The 16,299-nt window shown below is 65.8% G+C and carries 17 protein-coding genes; 7 read left to right on the top strand and 10 right to left on the bottom strand.

Translation table 11 applies throughout. The features are described 5' to 3' along the window. Window positions 1-6: 6 nt before the first annotated feature. From MP11Mi_RS02470 to MP11Mi_RS02460, 3 genes are all read right to left on the bottom strand, one after another. Window positions 7-831: an alpha/beta fold hydrolase gene (locus MP11Mi_RS02470; RefSeq protein WP_420040744.1), complete on the bottom strand. Its 825-nt coding sequence runs from the start codon at window positions 829-831 to the stop codon at window positions 7-9. 220 nt (window positions 832-1,051) lie between these two features. Further along, complete coding sequence (locus MP11Mi_RS02465; RefSeq protein ID WP_420040743.1) at window positions 1,052-2,212, bottom strand: fatty acid desaturase family protein; 1,161 nt, start codon at window positions 2,210-2,212, stop codon at window positions 1,052-1,054. A gap of 34 nt (window positions 2,213-2,246) precedes the next feature. Then, window positions 2,247-3,317: a ferredoxin reductase gene (locus MP11Mi_RS02460; RefSeq protein ID WP_420040742.1), complete on the bottom strand. Its 1,071-nt coding sequence runs from the start codon at window positions 3,315-3,317 to the stop codon at window positions 2,247-2,249. A 136-nt stretch (window positions 3,318-3,453) separates the two neighbouring features. On the opposite strand from MP11Mi_RS02460, the gene MP11Mi_RS02455 reads away from it, so the two are divergent. From MP11Mi_RS02455 to MP11Mi_RS02440, 4 genes are all read left to right on the top strand, one after another. Beyond that, on the top strand, window positions 3,454-4,077 hold the full coding sequence (locus tag MP11Mi_RS02455) for a TetR family transcriptional regulator (protein ID WP_420040741.1): 624 nt from the start codon (window positions 3,454-3,456) through the stop codon (window positions 4,075-4,077). A 53-nt stretch (window positions 4,078-4,130) separates the two neighbouring features. Beyond that, the gene (locus MP11Mi_RS02450; RefSeq protein WP_420040740.1) at window positions 4,131-5,609 is read left to right on the top strand and encodes a serine/threonine-protein kinase; all 1,479 of its coding nucleotides are present in this window, start codon (window positions 4,131-4,133) and stop codon (window positions 5,607-5,609) included. A gap of 90 nt (window positions 5,610-5,699) precedes the next feature. Continuing rightward, window positions 5,700-6,551, top strand: coding sequence for a serine hydrolase (locus tag MP11Mi_RS02445; protein ID WP_420712859.1), 852 nt, complete (start codon window positions 5,700-5,702; stop codon window positions 6,549-6,551). Window positions 6,552-6,653: 102 nt separating this feature from the next. Continuing rightward, complete coding sequence (locus MP11Mi_RS02440; RefSeq protein WP_420040738.1) at window positions 6,654-7,544, top strand: serine hydrolase; 891 nt, start codon at window positions 6,654-6,656, stop codon at window positions 7,542-7,544. Here the strand turns inward: MP11Mi_RS02440 and MP11Mi_RS02435 are convergent. The 4 genes from MP11Mi_RS02435 to MP11Mi_RS02420 are packed head-to-tail and all read right to left on the bottom strand — an operon-like array spanning window position 7,541 to window position 11,125. Continuing rightward, the gene (locus tag MP11Mi_RS02435; protein WP_420040737.1) at window positions 7,541-8,896 is read right to left on the bottom strand and encodes a dipeptidase; all 1,356 of its coding nucleotides are present in this window, start codon (window positions 8,894-8,896) and stop codon (window positions 7,541-7,543) included. The genes MP11Mi_RS02440 and MP11Mi_RS02435 overlap by 4 nt on opposite strands. 5 nt (window positions 8,897-8,901) lie before the next feature. After that, window positions 8,902-9,660 (bottom strand): pirin family protein, encoded by a 759-nt coding sequence (locus MP11Mi_RS02430; RefSeq protein WP_420040736.1) that lies wholly within the window; start codon window positions 9,658-9,660, stop codon window positions 8,902-8,904. Further along, window positions 9,657-10,148 carry a MarR family winged helix-turn-helix transcriptional regulator gene (locus tag MP11Mi_RS02425; RefSeq protein ID WP_420040735.1) on the bottom strand — a complete coding sequence of 164 codons (492 nt, stop codon included), beginning with the start codon at window positions 10,146-10,148 and terminating at the stop codon, window positions 9,657-9,659. The genes MP11Mi_RS02430 and MP11Mi_RS02425 overlap by 4 nt, the downstream gene beginning before the upstream one ends. Beyond that, window positions 10,145-11,125 carry a pirin family protein gene (locus MP11Mi_RS02420; RefSeq protein WP_420040734.1) on the bottom strand — a complete coding sequence of 327 codons (981 nt, stop codon included), beginning with the start codon at window positions 11,123-11,125 and terminating at the stop codon, window positions 10,145-10,147. Before MP11Mi_RS02420 ends, MP11Mi_RS02425 begins: the two co-directional genes overlap by 4 nt. Before the next feature lie 207 nt (window positions 11,126-11,332). Between MP11Mi_RS02420 and aqpZ the strand changes: the two genes are divergently transcribed. The 3 genes from aqpZ to MP11Mi_RS02405 are packed head-to-tail and all read left to right on the top strand — an operon-like array spanning window position 11,333 to window position 13,389. Next, window positions 11,333-12,097 (top strand): aquaporin Z, encoded by a 765-nt coding sequence (aqpZ, locus tag MP11Mi_RS02415; RefSeq protein ID WP_420040733.1) that lies wholly within the window; start codon window positions 11,333-11,335, stop codon window positions 12,095-12,097. A gap of 35 nt (window positions 12,098-12,132) precedes the next feature. After that, window positions 12,133-12,522: a hypothetical protein gene (locus tag MP11Mi_RS02410; RefSeq protein WP_420040732.1), complete on the top strand. Its 390-nt coding sequence runs from the start codon at window positions 12,133-12,135 to the stop codon at window positions 12,520-12,522. Between the two features lie 36 nt (window positions 12,523-12,558). Beyond that, window positions 12,559-13,389, top strand: coding sequence for an alpha/beta hydrolase (locus MP11Mi_RS02405; RefSeq protein WP_420040731.1), 831 nt, complete (start codon window positions 12,559-12,561; stop codon window positions 13,387-13,389). A 3-nt stretch (window positions 13,390-13,392) separates the two neighbouring features. Here the strand turns inward: MP11Mi_RS02405 and MP11Mi_RS02400 are convergent, their stop codons facing one another. The 3 genes from MP11Mi_RS02400 to MP11Mi_RS02390 are packed head-to-tail and all read right to left on the bottom strand — an operon-like array spanning window position 13,393 to window position 16,290. Continuing rightward, window positions 13,393-15,183 (bottom strand): acyl-CoA dehydrogenase, encoded by a 1,791-nt coding sequence (locus tag MP11Mi_RS02400; protein ID WP_420040730.1) that lies wholly within the window; start codon window positions 15,181-15,183, stop codon window positions 13,393-13,395. A 30-nt stretch (window positions 15,184-15,213) separates the two neighbouring features. Continuing rightward, a complete protein-coding gene (locus MP11Mi_RS02395; RefSeq protein ID WP_420040729.1) occupies window positions 15,214-16,125 on the bottom strand; it encodes an SDR family NAD(P)-dependent oxidoreductase in 912 nt (303 codons plus the stop codon). A gap of 3 nt (window positions 16,126-16,128) precedes the next feature. Then, window positions 16,129-16,290: a hypothetical protein gene (locus tag MP11Mi_RS02390; RefSeq protein ID WP_420040728.1), complete on the bottom strand. Its 162-nt coding sequence runs from the start codon at window positions 16,288-16,290 to the stop codon at window positions 16,129-16,131. Window positions 16,291-16,299: the final 9 nt, after the last annotated feature.

Below are 16,299 nucleotides of genomic sequence, written 5' to 3'. Positions count from 1 at the left end.
CCAGGATTACGACACCTTCTCGGCGAAGGTGACGATCTCTTTCTCGACGTCGTCGCGGATCTCCGGTTCGTTGTGCACCTCGTGGCGGAATCCGGTGTACACGCGAGCCCGGACGTCCACCTGTCCGCTCGCGACGAGTCTATTCGCGACGTGGTACGCGCCTTCGCCGTAGTTGGCGACCGGATCCTGGTCGCCTGCGAGGATCAGTACCGGAAGGTCCTGGCGCACCGACGTGTACCAGCCGTCGGCGTTCGCCTGGTGATACAAGTCGACGAATCCCCGCAGGAAGCGGACACTCATCGGTGCACCGAAATTATTGAGCGGGTCGGCGCCGTGGTCGCGGACGACATCCTCGCTGCGTGCGACCCACGCCGTGGGGCCCGCACCGTCGGCGTACCGCGATACGAACCCGTCGAACAGCGCATCGACATAACGTGGGTCGGCCGGACCGCTCTGGTCGGGTTCGGCAGCGAGTGCGGCGCGATCCAGACTCGACTCGGCTCCTGTCATCTGTGCGGCGATCCCGCACAGGATGAGACCGTCGATCTCGACGCGGGACGCCAGCGGACGCGCGATCATCGAACCCCACGAGTGACCGAACACGATGTACGGCAGATCCGGGTAGACCTCGCGAGCCAGCGCTAGGAGTGCCACCTCGTCGGCGACAGCGGTTTCGGCTCCGTCGTCCCCGGTGTCCACCCAGAATCCCGATTCGACTGCGGTCTTTCCGTGGCCGGAGTGATCGTCCGCGACGACAGCGAATCCGGCGTCGAGCAATCTCGTGATGAGATGCAGGTATCGCCGCGAATGCTCCCCGAGACCGTGGATCAACTGGACGACCCCGCGAGTGGGCCGTGTCGGGCGGTAGAGCCAGCCGTAGACCGTGTCACGTCCGTTGTGCGAGGGGGAAGGAGAGTTCGATGAGGGCCACGGGAGATCCTTTACAGCGGCTGGGAGGTCGGCCCTCAACGTATCGCAGACCCTGCGACGACTTCGGCACTTTTTATCGGCGTCACGCCGATAAAAAGTGCCGAAGTACGATCAGCTCGAATCAGGCCGCGTCGACAGCCTTCGTGCGCTCGATATTGACGACGATGTCGTTATCGTCGCGGGTCATCCAGTTGGGGAGCGACAGCTTGGCGATCTTCTTCCATGTCGATCCGAGCTGCTGGCGCAGCGAACCGGTGTTGTAGGGAAGGTCGTACTTCTCGCAGATCGCGCGGACCTCGACGGCCATCTCCGGGTAGCGGTTGGCGGGGACGTCGGGGAACAGGTGGTGCTCGATCTGGTGCGACAGGTTGCCGCTCATGATGTGGAACAGGTCGCTGCCGACGATGTTCGCCGAACCGAGCATCTGGCGGACATACCACTGACCCTTCGTCTCGTCGACACACTCTTCGGCGGTGAACGTCTGTGCGCCCGACGGGAAGTGGCCGCAGAAGATGATCGAATACGACCACACATTGCGGATCAGGTTGGCGCTCGCGTTTCCGACCACGGTGCTGACGAAGAACGGGCCGGTGAGCGCGGGCCACAAGATGTAGTCCTTGGCGACCTGCTTACTGGCCTTACGCCACATCCCCTTCGCGAGGCCCTTGATGTCGCTCCACTTGCGTTTTCCCTGGACGATGTTCTCGGCCTCGAGGTCGTGCAGCATGACGCCCCACTCGAACAGAAGCATCAGCGCGGTCGCGTAGCCGAGGTTGCCGAGGAAGTACGGATTCCACTTCTGGTCCCGCGCCATGCGGAGGATGCCGTAACCGATGTCGCGGTCCTCGCCGAGGACGTTGGTGAACGTGTGGTGCAGGTAGTTGTGGCTGTGCTTCCACTGGTCGCCCGGGCACACGTTGTCCCAGTCGAACTCGCGGGAGTTGTACGTGTCCTCACGCATCCAGTCGTACTGGCCGTGCATGACGTTGTGCCCGATCTCCATGTTGTCGAGAATCTTCGCGACACCGAGCGACGCGACACCCGCCAGCCACACCGGCGGCAGGAACGGGACGAACATCGCTGCGCGGCCTGCGAACTCGAGCTTCCGCTGGGCGCGGATGATCGAGTAGAGGTAGTTGCGGTCCGACTCGCCGAGGTCGGCGACGATGCGGGCGCGTAACGCGTCGAGCTCGGCGCCGAGTGCCTCGACCTGGTCGTAGGTCAGGTCGATCTCGGTGGACGGGCGATTCTGGGCGCGAGACGCGAGGGGTGAGACGGTCATGGTCTGTGGTTCCCTTCGAAAGTGGTTGTGGTGGTCAGACGTCGATCTCGACGTCGCCGACGGGGGCGCTGACGCAGAGCTGGATGTGGGAGTCGGGTTCGGAGTCGAGTTCGCCGGTCAGAACATTGCGGGTGCATCCGGACGTGCGGACCTTGGTGCAGGTGAAGCAGATGCCCATGCGGCACCCGTACTCCGGGGTCAGGCCTGCCGACTCTGCCTGCTCGAGGAGAGTCCGGCCGTCGTTGTCGGCGGTGGCGCCCGACGCGCCGAACGTCACGGTGCCGCCGACCTCGTCGTCGGCGACGACGGTTGGCAGCGCGAGTGTGAACGCTTCGGAGTGGACGGCGTCTGCGATGCCCTCGTCGTCGGCGTACTCGCGGATCGCGTCCATCAGCGATGCCGGACCGCACATGTACACCTGTGCACCCTGGTGGGCGACATCGGCGATGTGCTCAGGTGAGAAGTGCTCGGGGACGTCGCCGCGCGTGTAATGCAGGCGAACATCCACGCTGTCGAACGCTCGGTCGATCGCGTCGAGCTCGACCTGGTAGGGAACGTCGTCCGCGGTACGGGCGTAGTGAACGAACGTGATCGGTCCCGGATGACCCTCCGCGACCAGCGTGCGCAGCATTGAGAGGACGGGTGTAATCCCGCTGCCGCCACTGACGAGGACGATCTCCTTCGGGCGAACAGCGGGTAGGGCGAAGGTTCCGTCGGCGGTCGCGAGGGTCACGACCTCACCGATTTCGAGGTTGTCGCGCAGGTGATTGGAGACGAGCCCGCCGTCGTGGACGGCGACGGTGATCTCGATGTCGCCGCGCGTGTTCTCGGCGTTGGCCGGCGAGTAGAAGCGACGCTGGCGAACGCCGTCGATAACCACTCCCACCTCCACATACTGTCCCGCCCGGTGGCCTTTCCACTGGCGGGTGGGTCGCAAGGTGACGGTGGTCGAGCGGTCGGTCCGGCGGCGGATGTCGATCACTCGGCCGCGGGTGTCGCGCCAGGTGATCATCGGGTCGATGAACTCCAGGTAACGATCTACCGGGTACGGGGTGGCGGTGGCTTCGACGAGTGATTCGACGAGCGTCGCGATGCGGTATGCCATCTCGGGTGTCCTTCGGTCTGTTCGAACTTTTCAGTGAACATGTGTACACAAAGAGAATGTCTCCCCGTACTGATATGTGTCAAGGCCCCGGGTGAGTGTCCGTCGTCACTGTCCACTGGTCCACTACACTGCTCGCGTGGCCGGAAGCCGAGCGGAGAAGAAGGAACAGACTCGGCAGGCGCTGCTCGACACCACGATCGATTTGGTGGACGACCGTTCATTCGGAAGCATCAGCCTGCGTGAGGTGTCACGCGGTGCAGGCATTGTGCCCACCGCGTTCTATCGGCATTTCGCGTCGATGGAGGATCTCGGCGTCACCCTCGTCGAGGATGCTATGCGGATGCTGCGCGGGGCATTGCGTGAGGCGCGACGTGATCTCGCTGGGCGAGGCATGCCGACCGCACGCGACTCCCTCGACATCTTATTGCGGAAAGTTCGGACCGACGAGAAGCAGTTCCGGTTCCTGGTCCGCGAGCAGCACGGCGGCGTCGCCGAGGTGCGACGCGCGATCGGAACCGAACTCCGCCTGCTCTCGCGTGAGCTCGCGATCGATCTCGCTCGCACGCCCGCGTTGGTGTCGTGGGAGGCCGAGGATCTGGAAGTGGCCGCGGATCTCATCGTTACGATCATGATGACCGCTGTAGCGGAACTGCTCGACGGCGACGGCCGGGAGTCCACCGAACGGACGCTGGTCGCGCGCGCCGAGAAGCAGTTGGTGATGGTGTTCCTGGGGATGTCTGGGTGGCGTCCGAGCGAATGACAAAATTCGGGTGTAGGTGATGGTTGTCGGACTCATGAGGAATGATCGTCCTCATGGATGTTGGATCTCAGTTTGGGCCGTACCGGCTAGACGCGTTGGTTGGCCGGGGCGGCATGGGGCGGGTATTCCGGGCGTACGACACCGTCCGTGACCGCGAGGTCGCTCTCAAGCTACTCAAAGCAGATCTGGCGTCCGACGAGACTTTTCAGGAACGGTTTCGTCGAGAGTCGCAGACTGCGGCGAAGCTCGGTGAGCCCCATATTATTCCGATCCATGACTACGGCGAGATCGACGGCGTGCTCTATCTCGACATGCGGCTGGTCGACGGCCGTGATCTGCGTGAGGTGCTGCGCGGCGACGGACCGATGGCGCCGTCGGCGGCGGTGGCGCTGATCGAACAGATCGCGTCCGCGCTCGACGCCGCTCATGCCGTCGGACTGGTGCACCGGGACGTCAAGCCAGAGAACGTCCTGGTGACACCGGGCGGGTTCGCTTATCTGGTCGACTTCGGCATCGCGCACCACGCGGGCGACGCGCACCTGACGCGCACCGGTACCGCGGTTGGCTCGATCGCCTACATGGCGCCGGAGCAACTCGACAACGTTCCGGTGGGCCCTGCGTCGGACGTGTATTCGCTCGCGGCAGTGCTGTTCGAGCTGTTGACCGGACGGCAGCCGTATCCGGGCGACTCGGTGAGCGCTGTCGTCAAGGCGACCGTGCTCTCGGCTGTCCCCGCGCCGAGCTCGATCAGCCCGGCGGTGACGCCCGCACTCGACGCGGTGGTGATGCGCGGTCTGGCGAAGTCGCCGGGGGAGAGATTTCCGTCGGCGGGCGAGTTCGCGGCGGCGGCTCGAGCTGCGGTCGAAGGCGCACCGTTGAATCCGGCGTTCGACGCCACGCAGATCGGCGCGCCGCTCCCGCTGGGCACCAAGCACTACTCGGGTCCCCAGAACTTCTCAGGCCCGCAGCATTTCTCGGGGCCGCAGATGACGAATCCGATTTCGCCGCAGGGGTACCCCCAGCAGCCATACCCCCAGCAGTCATACCCGGGTGGCCAGCCCTACGGCGCCGCATACGTCGGCGGACAACCGGCGCCGCCGGGTAACGACGACAGTCGTGTGCTCAACATCGTATTGGCGGTTTTCGCTGCGGTCCTCGTTGTGGCGTTGATCGGCCTCGCGGTGTATTGGTTCGGTTTCCGTGACCCGGACGGTGTGTCGACGTCCTCGTCGTCCACCACGACGATCACCAATACCGTCCAGCCGCAGACGTCGACGATGACGGTGGCGCCTAGCCCGCCGCCGGGTACCGCATCGTGCGGTGGTGGAGTCGGGGTGGCGACGTCGGTGACGAGTTGTGAGTTCGCCGCGAACGTCGGTGCCGTCTATCTGCAGCAGGGGCCGAAAGGCGAGGCGCGGACGATTGTCGCGTCAAGTCCGGTAACTGGCGATTCGTACACGATGTCGTGCACTCCGGAGACCGGCGTGGTGGTCTGCCGCGGCGGAAACAACGCCGTCGTCGTGATCTACTGAGCCGCCTGTACCGAATTGAGAACAGATAACGGGAGGGATGCACGCGTGGCATCGATACGTCGCACCGCTGGAATCGCACTCGTCGCGGCGATGGCCGCCACGTCGCTCGCAGCCTGTGGGTCGGACTCCGAATCGGCGTCGGTCGCGACGGTCACCGAGGTCGTGACGGCCACGTCGTCGACATCTGGGGGAGTCGCGACCTCGACGTCTGTGGCGTCGGCTCCGCAGGGGAAGGCGCGACTCACGGCAAGCTTCGGTGCGTTGCCTGTGTCGCAGCCGGTCGGCCTCTCCGTGGTTCCGGTCGGTGGAGGCGAGGCGATGGCGTTCGGTGACCAGGATCCGCAGGTCGCGTGGTCGACGATCAAGGTGCCGCTCGCGTTGGCCGCCGAACGTGCGAACGGACCGAGTCAAGCCGAGTCGTCGGCCATCATCAACTCCGACAACTCTGCGGCGGAATCGCTGTGGGCGTCACTTGGATCCAACGAGCAGGCTGCCGCAGCGGTCACCGCCGTGCTACGCGACGGCGGCGACGAGCGGACGACTGTCCCTTCGTCGAAACTGCGCCCCGAGTACACGATCTTCGGCCAAACGACGTGGCCCCTGACTAGCGCGGCGACGTTCACCGCGAACCTTCCGTGCCTGTCAGACAGTGACCATCTCGTCTCCCTCATGGGGCAGGTCGCGGGCAACCAGCAGTGGGGGGTCGAGGTAATCCCCTCACGGACGACCGCGGTCAAGGGTGGCTGGGGTCCGAGTGCGACCGGCGGGTACATCGTTCGGCAGGTCGGGCTTGTGACGTTGCGTAACGGTGCTCGCGCGGCCGTCGCCATGAGTACGTATTCGCCTGGCGCTTCGATGGATTCAGGTATTGCTGCACTCAATCTAGTCGGGGCCTGGGTTGGACGACACCTTGCTTCGCTGCCATCCGGTCGCTGCCGGTAACGGTCGGGCAACGCCCGTGCATCGGGTGGGCCACGCGGATTGGCCGACCCCACCCTTGTGACTAGAGTGGCACAAGTTATTGGTGTTACTTAAGGGGTTTTTGTGATTCGTCGTAGGTCGGTGGTGCGCGGTGCTGGTGCCGTACTCGCCGCAGCAGTGCTCGCCGGTGGAATCTCGACCGGGGCCGGCACCGCCGGTGCCGCTCCGGTGATCCCGATGCCGAACGTGCTCCCACGACTTTCCCCGCACGCGTCGCAGGTCGATCTCGTCAAGAGCTTCAACCGGCGGTCGCGCACCATCACGAAAGCCATTCCGGGGCGGATTGGTCTGGCGATCACCCCCGTCGGCACCGACGACACAGTGAACCTTGGCACCGTCAAGACCGCGCGCGCGTGGTCGACGTTGAAGGTGCCGGTGTCCATCGCTGCCGAACGCGCGAACGGGAAGGCTGTGGTCGGCGACATCCGTTCGGCGATCCGCGCGTCCGACAACGCCGCGGCCGAACGCTTGTGGGGTTCCCTCGGTGGCGATCGACTCGCCGTGCAGCGCGTGTCCGAGGTGCTCGAAGAGGAGCATGACAGCGACACTCGCGTCCTGTCGTCGATCTCCCGGCCGTCGAGCTTTCCCGGCTACACCGACTGGACTCTCGCCCGACAGTCCGTGTTCGGTGCGCACCTTCCGTGCCTACCCGACTCCGGTCGCGTGCTCGGCTATATGCGCACCGTCGAGGGAAACCAGAAGTGGGGCGTCAAGACGATGCGCAAACGCGGTGTCACCACCGCGGTGAAAGGCGGCTGGGGGCCGGTGTCCGACGCAACGGGGAAGTATGTCGTACGCCAGCTCGGAGTCGTCACCACGCCGCGAGGCGCATTCGCGGTGAGCATGGCGGCCCTGCCGTCGAGCGGAACGTTCGATGACGGGACCGCCATGCTCGACCGAATAGGCCAATGGATCTCGGCCAACCTGAACAAGCTGCCGGTCGGCGACTGCTAATTTCGCCCGAAGGTTGTCAACACGACAGCCTCAGTGAGGGCGGTCCGGCGGATCTCCTCCGGGTCGACGCTCTCGTCTGGCGCGTGGATGTGGCAGAGCGGCTCTTCGACGCCCAGCAGCGCGATCTCGGCGTCCGGATGAGCTTCGGCGAGCACCGTGCACAGCGGGATGGAACCGCCCTGGCCGGCGTAGAACACTCCGTCCGTCCCATACGCCGCCTTCATCGCATCGGTGAGCACGGTATACCCGGGACCGTCAGTCGCAGCCCGGAACGGACGGCCGAACGCGTCCGGCTCGAACTCGACTCGCACACCCCATGGAATATGTGTGCGCAGGTGCGCGACCAGTGCGTCGTACGTCGGCTGCGGTTCCATGCCTGGCGGGATGCGCAGATTCAGCATCGCCGACGCCTGCGGGATGATCGCGGCCGCGCAGTCGGCCGTGCTCGGCGCGTCCATGCCGATCACTGTGACCGCCGGGCGCGCCCACGCCATGTCGGCGGGGCTGCCGCTGCCGAGGATCTCGGTGCCGTCCAGTGCTCCGACGTCGGCGCGGAACTGCTCGTCGGAGTAGACGACGCCGCCCCACTCTTGGGTGTTGTCGACTGAGTCGATGACGGTGTCGCCGCGGGAGTTCCGCAACGAGGCGAGACCGGCGACGAGTGCGGCCATCGCGTCGGGAGTCGGCCCGCCCGCCGCACCGGAATGGACTGCTGTCTCGAGCGCCGACACGGTGACTCTCACGTTCACCACGCCACGCAGACTCGTCGTCAACGTCGGCAGGCCCGCTGCCACGTTTCCGGCGTCGCCGATCAGGATGAGGTCGGCCGCAAACAGTTCCGGTCGTTTGTGCACCAGGTCGTCGAGGCCTTCGCCGCCGGCCTCCTCGGACCCTTCGATGATGATCCGGACGTTGCACGACAGCTCATCGCCGACGGCCCGCAACGCCGTCAGATGAGAGACGACGTTGCCCTTGCAGTCCGCGCTGCCGCGGCCGTACCAGCGGCCGTCGCGTTCGGTCAGCTCGAACGGCGACGACGACCAGAGGGCGTCGTCGCCTGCGGGCTGCACGTCGTGGTGGCTGTAGAGGGCGATGGTCGGGCTGCCCTCCGGTCCGGCGCGGTATCCGACGACGGCGGGGGAGCCGTCGCTGGTGACGATCACTTCGACGTCGAATCCGAGTTCGGCGAACGCGTCACGGACCCATCCGGCGCTCGCCGTCGACGCATCGGCCTTCGATGAGTCGAGGTGGACCGAGGGGAACGAGACGAGTGTGGCGAGGTCGCTGTGCGCGCGACCCATGAGTTCGGCGATGGAGGAGGAGAGGCTTTCGGTGGACGGAACCGTGGTCATGTTCTTCAGGATCCCATGAGATCGAAGCTCGCGTGCATCTCCCAGTACAGGATCTCGGACCGCACTGCGTCGCAGGCGGCCGTCACCTGCACTTCGCCGGAATCGGTGAGCCGCACCGCATCTCCATCACGGAGAGCATGATGTTCGCCGTCGACGTCGATCGCGGCAGACCCGCGCGCGAGGTATAGATGCCCGAACGGCGCTGCGGGCAGGGTGACGCCGGTTCCCGGCAGCGGCCGCGCGATGTGAAGTGCGGCGAACCGGTTCGCGATCGGCGCGGCGTTCGACCCTGCGTGTTCGGGACGTCCCGACGCGACGACCACGGGCCGCCCGGCTTCGAGTGCGTCGTCGAACCGGTGCTCGGACTGACGCGGTGGCAGTCCGTCGGTGTGCGGGGCCACCCACATTTGGACCACACGCAGCGGTCGGCCTTCGGCCCGCGTCGACGCATTGGCCTCTCCGTGAGTGATACCGGTGCCGGCCGACATCGCGCCGAGCGTGCCGGCCTGAAGCGTGGTGGTGTTGCCTACCGAGTCTCGGTGCGTCACAGCGCCATCGAGTACCCAGGTGATGATCTCCATGTTCTCGTGGTGGTGTGCGTCGAGTCCTTCGCCTGGATCGACGACATCGTCGTTGTGGACCACCAGCACACCGTGCGCGTTGCCGAACAGGTCGTAGTTGCCGGTGGCCGGAAACGACTGTCGGGAGGTGAGCCACTCGTTTGCCCAGTGGTGGCGGTCGGCGGAAGCGATCACCGTGATCATGGCTGCTCCTCAGAGGGTATCGAGGTGGGGGTATCGAGGTGGGTGGAGTCGAGGTGGGCGGCGAGACGGGTCAGGACGGTTTCGAGCGCGGAGCCGTCGTCGGGCGTGAGCCCGGCGAAGAAGAGTTCGTCGACGTCGCGGCTGTGCTGTCGGGCGGCGGCGGAGAAGGCGTCGAACCCAGCGTCAGTGAGGCAAGCGAACGCACCACGTCCGTCGCCGGGGACGGGTTCGCGGCACACCCAGCCGCGTTTGCCGAGCGCGCCGATCTGATAGGTGAGGCGCGACGCCGAGAACACCATGCGGTCGGCCAGCGATCGCATACGCATCTGGTGCTCGGGTGCCTCAGACAACAGGAGCAGCACGTGGTAATCGCTGAGTGTCATGTCGTTCGAGGCACGCAGGCGTTCGTCGACGGCGGTCTGCACGCGGACACTGTTCTCGATGAACAGTCGCCACGCGGCGGGCCTGCGATCGTCGTCAGCGGTCACTGCCTGCCGCCCGCACGGTGCGGTCGCAGAGCGTCGGCGGGGACGACGCCGAGACGTCCGGCCTGGAAGTCCTCCATGGCTTCGATGACCTGCTGGCGGGTGTTCATCACGAACGGACCGTACTGCGCGACGGGCTCGCGGATCGGCTGTCCCCCGAGTAGCAGGACCTCCATCGCCGGACGGTTGGCGTCTTGACTCGTGTCGGCGGCGACAGTGATGCGGTCGCCGGCACCGAGGACGACGAGTTGCCCGCCTTCGACGGGTCGCTTCTCGACGCCGACGGTACCGCGTCCGGACAGGACGTAGACGAGGGCATTGAAGTCTGGGCGCCACGGCACCGACAGTTGTGCGCCGGGCGAGATGCTCGCGTGGGCGAAGACGATCGGTGTGTGCGTCGAACCGGGGCCGGGGTGGCCGTCGAGGTCGCCTGCGATGACGCGTACGAGGGCTCCGCCGTCGTCGGACGCGAGTAGGAGGACCTGCTCGCCTTCGAGGTTCTGGTAGCGCGGGGTGAGGAACTTGTCGGACGAGGGTAGGTTGACCCACAGTTGGACGCCGTGGAAGGTGCCGCCTGATTCGACGAGTTCGGCAGGCGGGGTTTCGATGTGCAGGATGCCGGCTCCGGCGGTCATCCATTGTGTCGCACCGTTCTCGATGAGCCCACCGCCGCCGGTGGAGTCCTGATGCTGGAAGCGGCCGTCAATCATGTAGGTCACGGTCTCGAAGCCGCGGTGCGGGTGCCAGTCGGTGCCGCGCGGCTCGCCGGGCTGGTACTCGACTTCGCCCATCTGATCCATGTGGATGAACGGGTCCAGGTCGCGGGCGTGAACGCCTGCGAACGCGCGGACGACGGGGAACCCTTCGCCTTCGTAGCCGCGTGGGCCGGTCGTCACGGTCCGTACTGTGCGTTCGGTCGCGTCGAGCGGCGCGGCGGAGATCTGCGGCAGGGTCAGGGTGTTGGCGGTCACGGCAGGCATGGCTTCTCCAGTTCCTTAAAATTTGAACTATCTGGTGGAGTAACAGCGTCTATGCCGAGTTCATTCCGAATCGTGACGCGCCGATTTGGTCGTCCTGCTCATAGCGCGTCAAATTCGTGGCGATACTTGGCTGCAGGGCGTGTTCGCCTGTCGGGACTGCCGGTGCCGAACGGTATCGGTCGCATCATCAGATCGGGAGGCATTTGCATGAGTGACGTGGTATCGACGCCCGCCAAGTGGCTGGCAGAACTGTTCGGAACATTCTGGCTCGTCTTCGGCGGTTGCGGCAGCGCGGTGTTCGCAGCCAAGGTGATCGCGGAAGACGAGGGTACCCGCGCCAGCTTTCAAGTCGGCATCGGCTTCCTCGGTGTCGCACTCGCATTCGGTCTGACCGTCGTCACCATGGCGTACGCGGTCGGCCACATCTCCGGCGGCCACTTCAACCCGGCCGTGACGCTCGGCGCGGCCGTCAGCGGGCGACTCCCCTGGAAGGATGTGCCCGGCTATTGGGTGTCCCAAGTGGTCGGCGGGCTGATCGCTGGCGCGGCGATCTTCGCGATCGCCTCCGGCAAGGACGGATTCGACGCGACCGGCAACATGGCGGCCAACGGCTACGGCGACCACTCGCCGAGTGGTTACGGACTGGCAGCCGTGCTCCTCGCCGAGGTCATCCTGACCGCGTTCTTCCTCCTCGTCATTCTCGGCTCCACGGAGTCGCGCGCACCGAAGGGCTTCGGTCCGTTGGCGATCGGCTTGTCGCTGACGTTGATCCACCTCATCTCCATCCCGATCTCCAACACGTCGGTCAACCCGGCGCGCTCCACGGCAGTCGCGTTCTTCAACGGCAACGGGGCTCCCGGCCAGCTGTGGGCCTTCTGGGTGGCGCCTCTTGTCGGCGGACTGATCGGTGGACTTCTGTATCCGCTTCTGTTCGAGAACGGGAAGTTCAAGTTCGGCGCAACCGCGGAGTGACGGTGGACCGCCGTTCGGCGTCGTAGGGTTCAGACATGGCCACGAACCCACCGGACCGGGGCGACGACCGCCAGCGGATCCGCAAGCTCGCGCAGGCGGCGATGAACGCCGACCAGACCGTCGGGCAAGTCGAGTCGCTGCTCGCCGACATGGGACCGCTCCTGGTGGGGCTGACGAAGACCGCGACAGTCCTGGACGGGACGCTCGCCAACATGGACGCGACCATCGCGACGATGGATGCGACCCTGAGCAAGGTGGATGCGACGGTCGACCAGATGGCGACCGTCGTCGGCCGCCTCGAAGCGGTCACCAGCCGCGTCGAACAGGTCGTGCTCGTCGCGGAGGCGGCGATCCGTCCCCTCGGCGTCGTCGAATCCGCTGGTCGAGCGATCATCGGCAGGCTTGGCCTTCTCAGTCGCGATTGACCCGGGATCGGTTCGGTCGCACGCTAGTCTCGCTAGATGAGCATCGAGACCTCGTCCGTCGGCGGCCGCCACGGCAACACCATCGTCTACGACGTCCACCGGCCAGACACCGAACCGGTGGGCGTCGTCGTCCTCGCACACGGGCTCGGCGAGCACGCCGGTCGCTACCACCACGTCGCACGGAAGTTCACCGATCTCGGCTACGTCGTCGTCGCGCCCGACCACGCAGGCCACGGTCGGTCGGACGGGAAACGTCTCGGTGTCACCGACTTCAGCGACTTCACTGCCGACCTGCACACGGTGATCTCTACGATCGACGTCGACGGACCGCGCTTCCTTTTGGGACACAGCATGGGCGGTGCGATCGCACTCTCGTATGCACTCGATCATCAAGACGGATTGGCTGGGCTGATCCTGTCCGGGGCTGCGCTGGTCCCCGGCGAAGACCTCTCCGCGATCATGGTGAAAGCGGCTCCGGTGATCGGCAAGATCGCGCCGTGGCTGCCCGCCACAGCGCTGCCCGCGTCCGGGGTGAGTCGGGACCCGGCGGTCGTCGCCGCCTACGAGTCCGACCCGCTCGTCTGGCACGGCGGGATCCGCGCCGGACTCGGGGGAGCCCTCATCACCGAGATGAAGACGTACCCGGATCGCCTCAGGTCCCTGACTATCCCGACACTCATTCTGCACGGCGGCGCAGACGTCCTCACCAATCCGGACGGCAGCCGCATGGCGTCACGTCTGGCGGGTGGCGACGACGTGACATTGACGATCTACCCGGAGCTGTACCACGAGATATTCAACGAGCCCGAGCAAGACCAGGTGCTCAAAGATGTGACCGGCTGGGTCGCCGACCACACGGCCTCCTAGGAGTTACAACCAGTCCGGGTCGGTGTCCAACGTGGTGCGATCCAGCGATTCGAGCAGGTCGAACTGTACGGCCGTCTTAGGCAGCTCGTAAGCGTAGAAGTAGCGGGCCGCCGCACGCTTGCCCTGATAGAAGTCGTCCTCTGGTGATGCTGCGGCGTCGGCGGCGAGCACCTGCTCCAGCCACATCCAGGCGACGACGACGTGGCCCGCCGCTTCGAGGTAGGCCGTCGCGTTGGCGAGAGCGAGCTTCGGATCGCCTGGCGCCCACACCGCGGCGGTCACCTGGCCGAGCCTGCCCACGGCCTCGGCCAACGACTCGGCGTGCTCGGCGGCCTCGTCGCCTGCGTCTCTTCCCTTGGCGATGGTCGCGCCGATCGCTTCGACGAGGACGGCGAGGCCTTCGCCGCCGTTCATGATCACCTTGCGGCCCAACAGGTCCAGACCGTGGATACCGTGCGCGCCCTCATGGATCGGGTTGAGCCGGTTGTCGCGGTAGTTCTGTTCGACATCGAACTCTTTGGTGTACCCGTACCCGCCGTGCACCTGGATAGCGAGGCTGTTGGCCTCGAGGCACCATTGGCTCGGCCAACTCTTCGCGATCGGCGTCAGCACTTCGAGGAGCAAGTGGGTGCGGTCCCGAGCCTCCGGGTCGCCGGTGGTCTCTTCGTCGAGCAGCGACGAACAGTACAGGAGTAGCGCGAGCGCGCCCTCCACATACGATTTTTGCGCCAGCAGCATCCGAGCGACGTCCGGGTGCTCGATAATCGGGATCGGAGCCGACTTGGGATCCTTGTTGTCGACGGGGCGGCCCTGCGTGCGGACCTTCGCGTACTCCAGCGAGGCGCGGTATCCGGCGTGGCCGAGTGCGGTCGCGAGGAAGCCAACCCCGATGCGGGCCTCGTTCATCATGTTGAACATGTACTTCAAGCCTTGATGCTCGTCACCGACGAGGTATCCGAGAGCGCCCGCGGGGGCTCCCTCGGCCGCATACGTTCCGTCGCCGAAGTTCAGCAGCGTGTTGGTGGTGCCGCGATTCCCCATCTTGTGGTTCAGACCGACGAGCGCCACATCGTTGCGGCTTCCGTCCGGCAGGAATTTGGGAACGACGAACAGCGAGATCCCCTTGACACCGGGGTCGCCGCCGGGTGCCTTCGCCAGCACGAGATGGACGATGTTCTCGGTCAGTTCGTGATCGCCGCCGGAGATCCACATCTTGGTTCCGGTCACCCGGTAGGTGCCGTCGTCGGCGGGCACGGCCTTCGTCGTGATGTCGGCGAGCGACGACCCGGCTTGCGGCTCGGACAGGCACATGGTGCCGAAGTACCGCCCTTCGAGCATGGGGCGCACCCAGGTATCGATCTGTTCCGGTGTCCCGTACGTCGTCAGCAGATTCGCGTTGCCCACCGTCAAGAACGCGTACGACGTGGTCGGCGCGTTCTCGGCTTGGAAGAACGCCATCGACGCGCGGGCGACAGTGTTCGGCAGCTGCATGCCGCCGAGGGCCTCATCGAACGTGCCAGCCAGGAGGCCGGCCTCCCCGAACGCCGAGAGGGCACGACCGATGTCGGGCAGGAGAACAACCTTGCCGTCGTCGCCGACATACGGTTCGGTCTGATCGGCCGACTTGTAGTGGGGCGCGAAGAGTCTGGTTGCCATGTCTTCGGACAGATCGAGGACCGCGTCGAACGTGTCCCGAGAGTGCTCGGCGAAGCGCGGTCGCGAGGTCAGCGAGGTGACGTCGAGCCACTCGTGCAGCATGAAGTCGATGTCGCGGCGATTCAGATGCTCGGTCATGGGGCGATCATACGAGGAACGGTCGGTCGGTCAGATGCCGAGGCGTCCGATGATGCGGCCAACCGCGCGAGGGGAGATGTCGCCGACCGCGTGCAGGATCGACGCGTAGCGCGGATACAACTGTGCGGGACGATCCAGCACGGCGCGGAGAATCCATGCGCCTGCCTGCTCGGACGTCAACGCCGGGGCCTCGTCGTACGATTCGGTCGGTGCGATCATCGGGGTCCGCACGAGTGGGAATCCGACCTGCGTGACACAGACGCCGGTGCCCGTGCACTCGGAGTCGAGGGATCGGCCGAACGCGGCGAGCGCCGACTTAGACGCGTGGTACGCGCCGAACTTCGGCATCGAACCGGCGTGGACGCCCCACGTGACGACATTGACGATCTGGCCGCGTCCGGCGTCGACCATCGCGGGCAGCAGCCCGAGAGTCAGGGCGACGGGACCGAAATAATTGACGGCCATCGTCCTCTCGTAATCGTGGAATCGATCGACAGTGTCGAGCGTGGTCCGGCGGATGGACCGGCCGGCGTTGTTGACGAGGACGTCGGGCGTCCCAAAGTCCTCAAGGATTTCGGCTGCGAGACGTCGAGCGTCGGCGGGGTCGGCGAGGTCTGCGGTGCGCGGGTGTGCTGTTCCGCCTGCGGCGGTGATGTCGTCGCAGGTCTGCCGTAGGCCGTCGAGGCCGCGCGCGACGAGGACGAGTTCGGCGCCGCGAGAAGCGAGGAGGCGAGCGGCCGCGTCGCCGATGCCTGACGATGCGCCGGTGACGACGATCGTGCGGCCGGTCAGGTCGCCGTCGCGGGTCGCCTTGCCGGTCGCGTAACAGTCGTTCGCGTGACGGCCGATTGCACGTCGGAGGTCGGTGAGTCCACGTGACGGATTCAACACGAAACTACCGGTCGCGGAGACGGCAGACTGGATCGAGCGAGGCCCGAACACGGTCTACCTGTACTCCTTGATCACATCGCGCACCTCGTCCGCGCTGATGTTCTTGGCGACCAACTTGCCGTTCTTCACCTTGCGGACGCTGTACTTGTCAGTCTTCTTGCCTGTGGCGACGTGAAGGCCTGCCTTCTTCGCCTTCTTGTTGAGATCTTCCAGCACGCCTGGATC

This window comes from Gordonia abscondita (genome assembly GCF_032711245.1).
In the GTDB taxonomy this organism is placed as follows: Bacteria; Actinomycetota; Actinomycetes; order Mycobacteriales; family Mycobacteriaceae; genus Gordonia.
The sequence above is the reverse complement of the archived record's forward strand: the minus strand, read 5'-3'. Positions and strand labels throughout refer to the sequence as shown.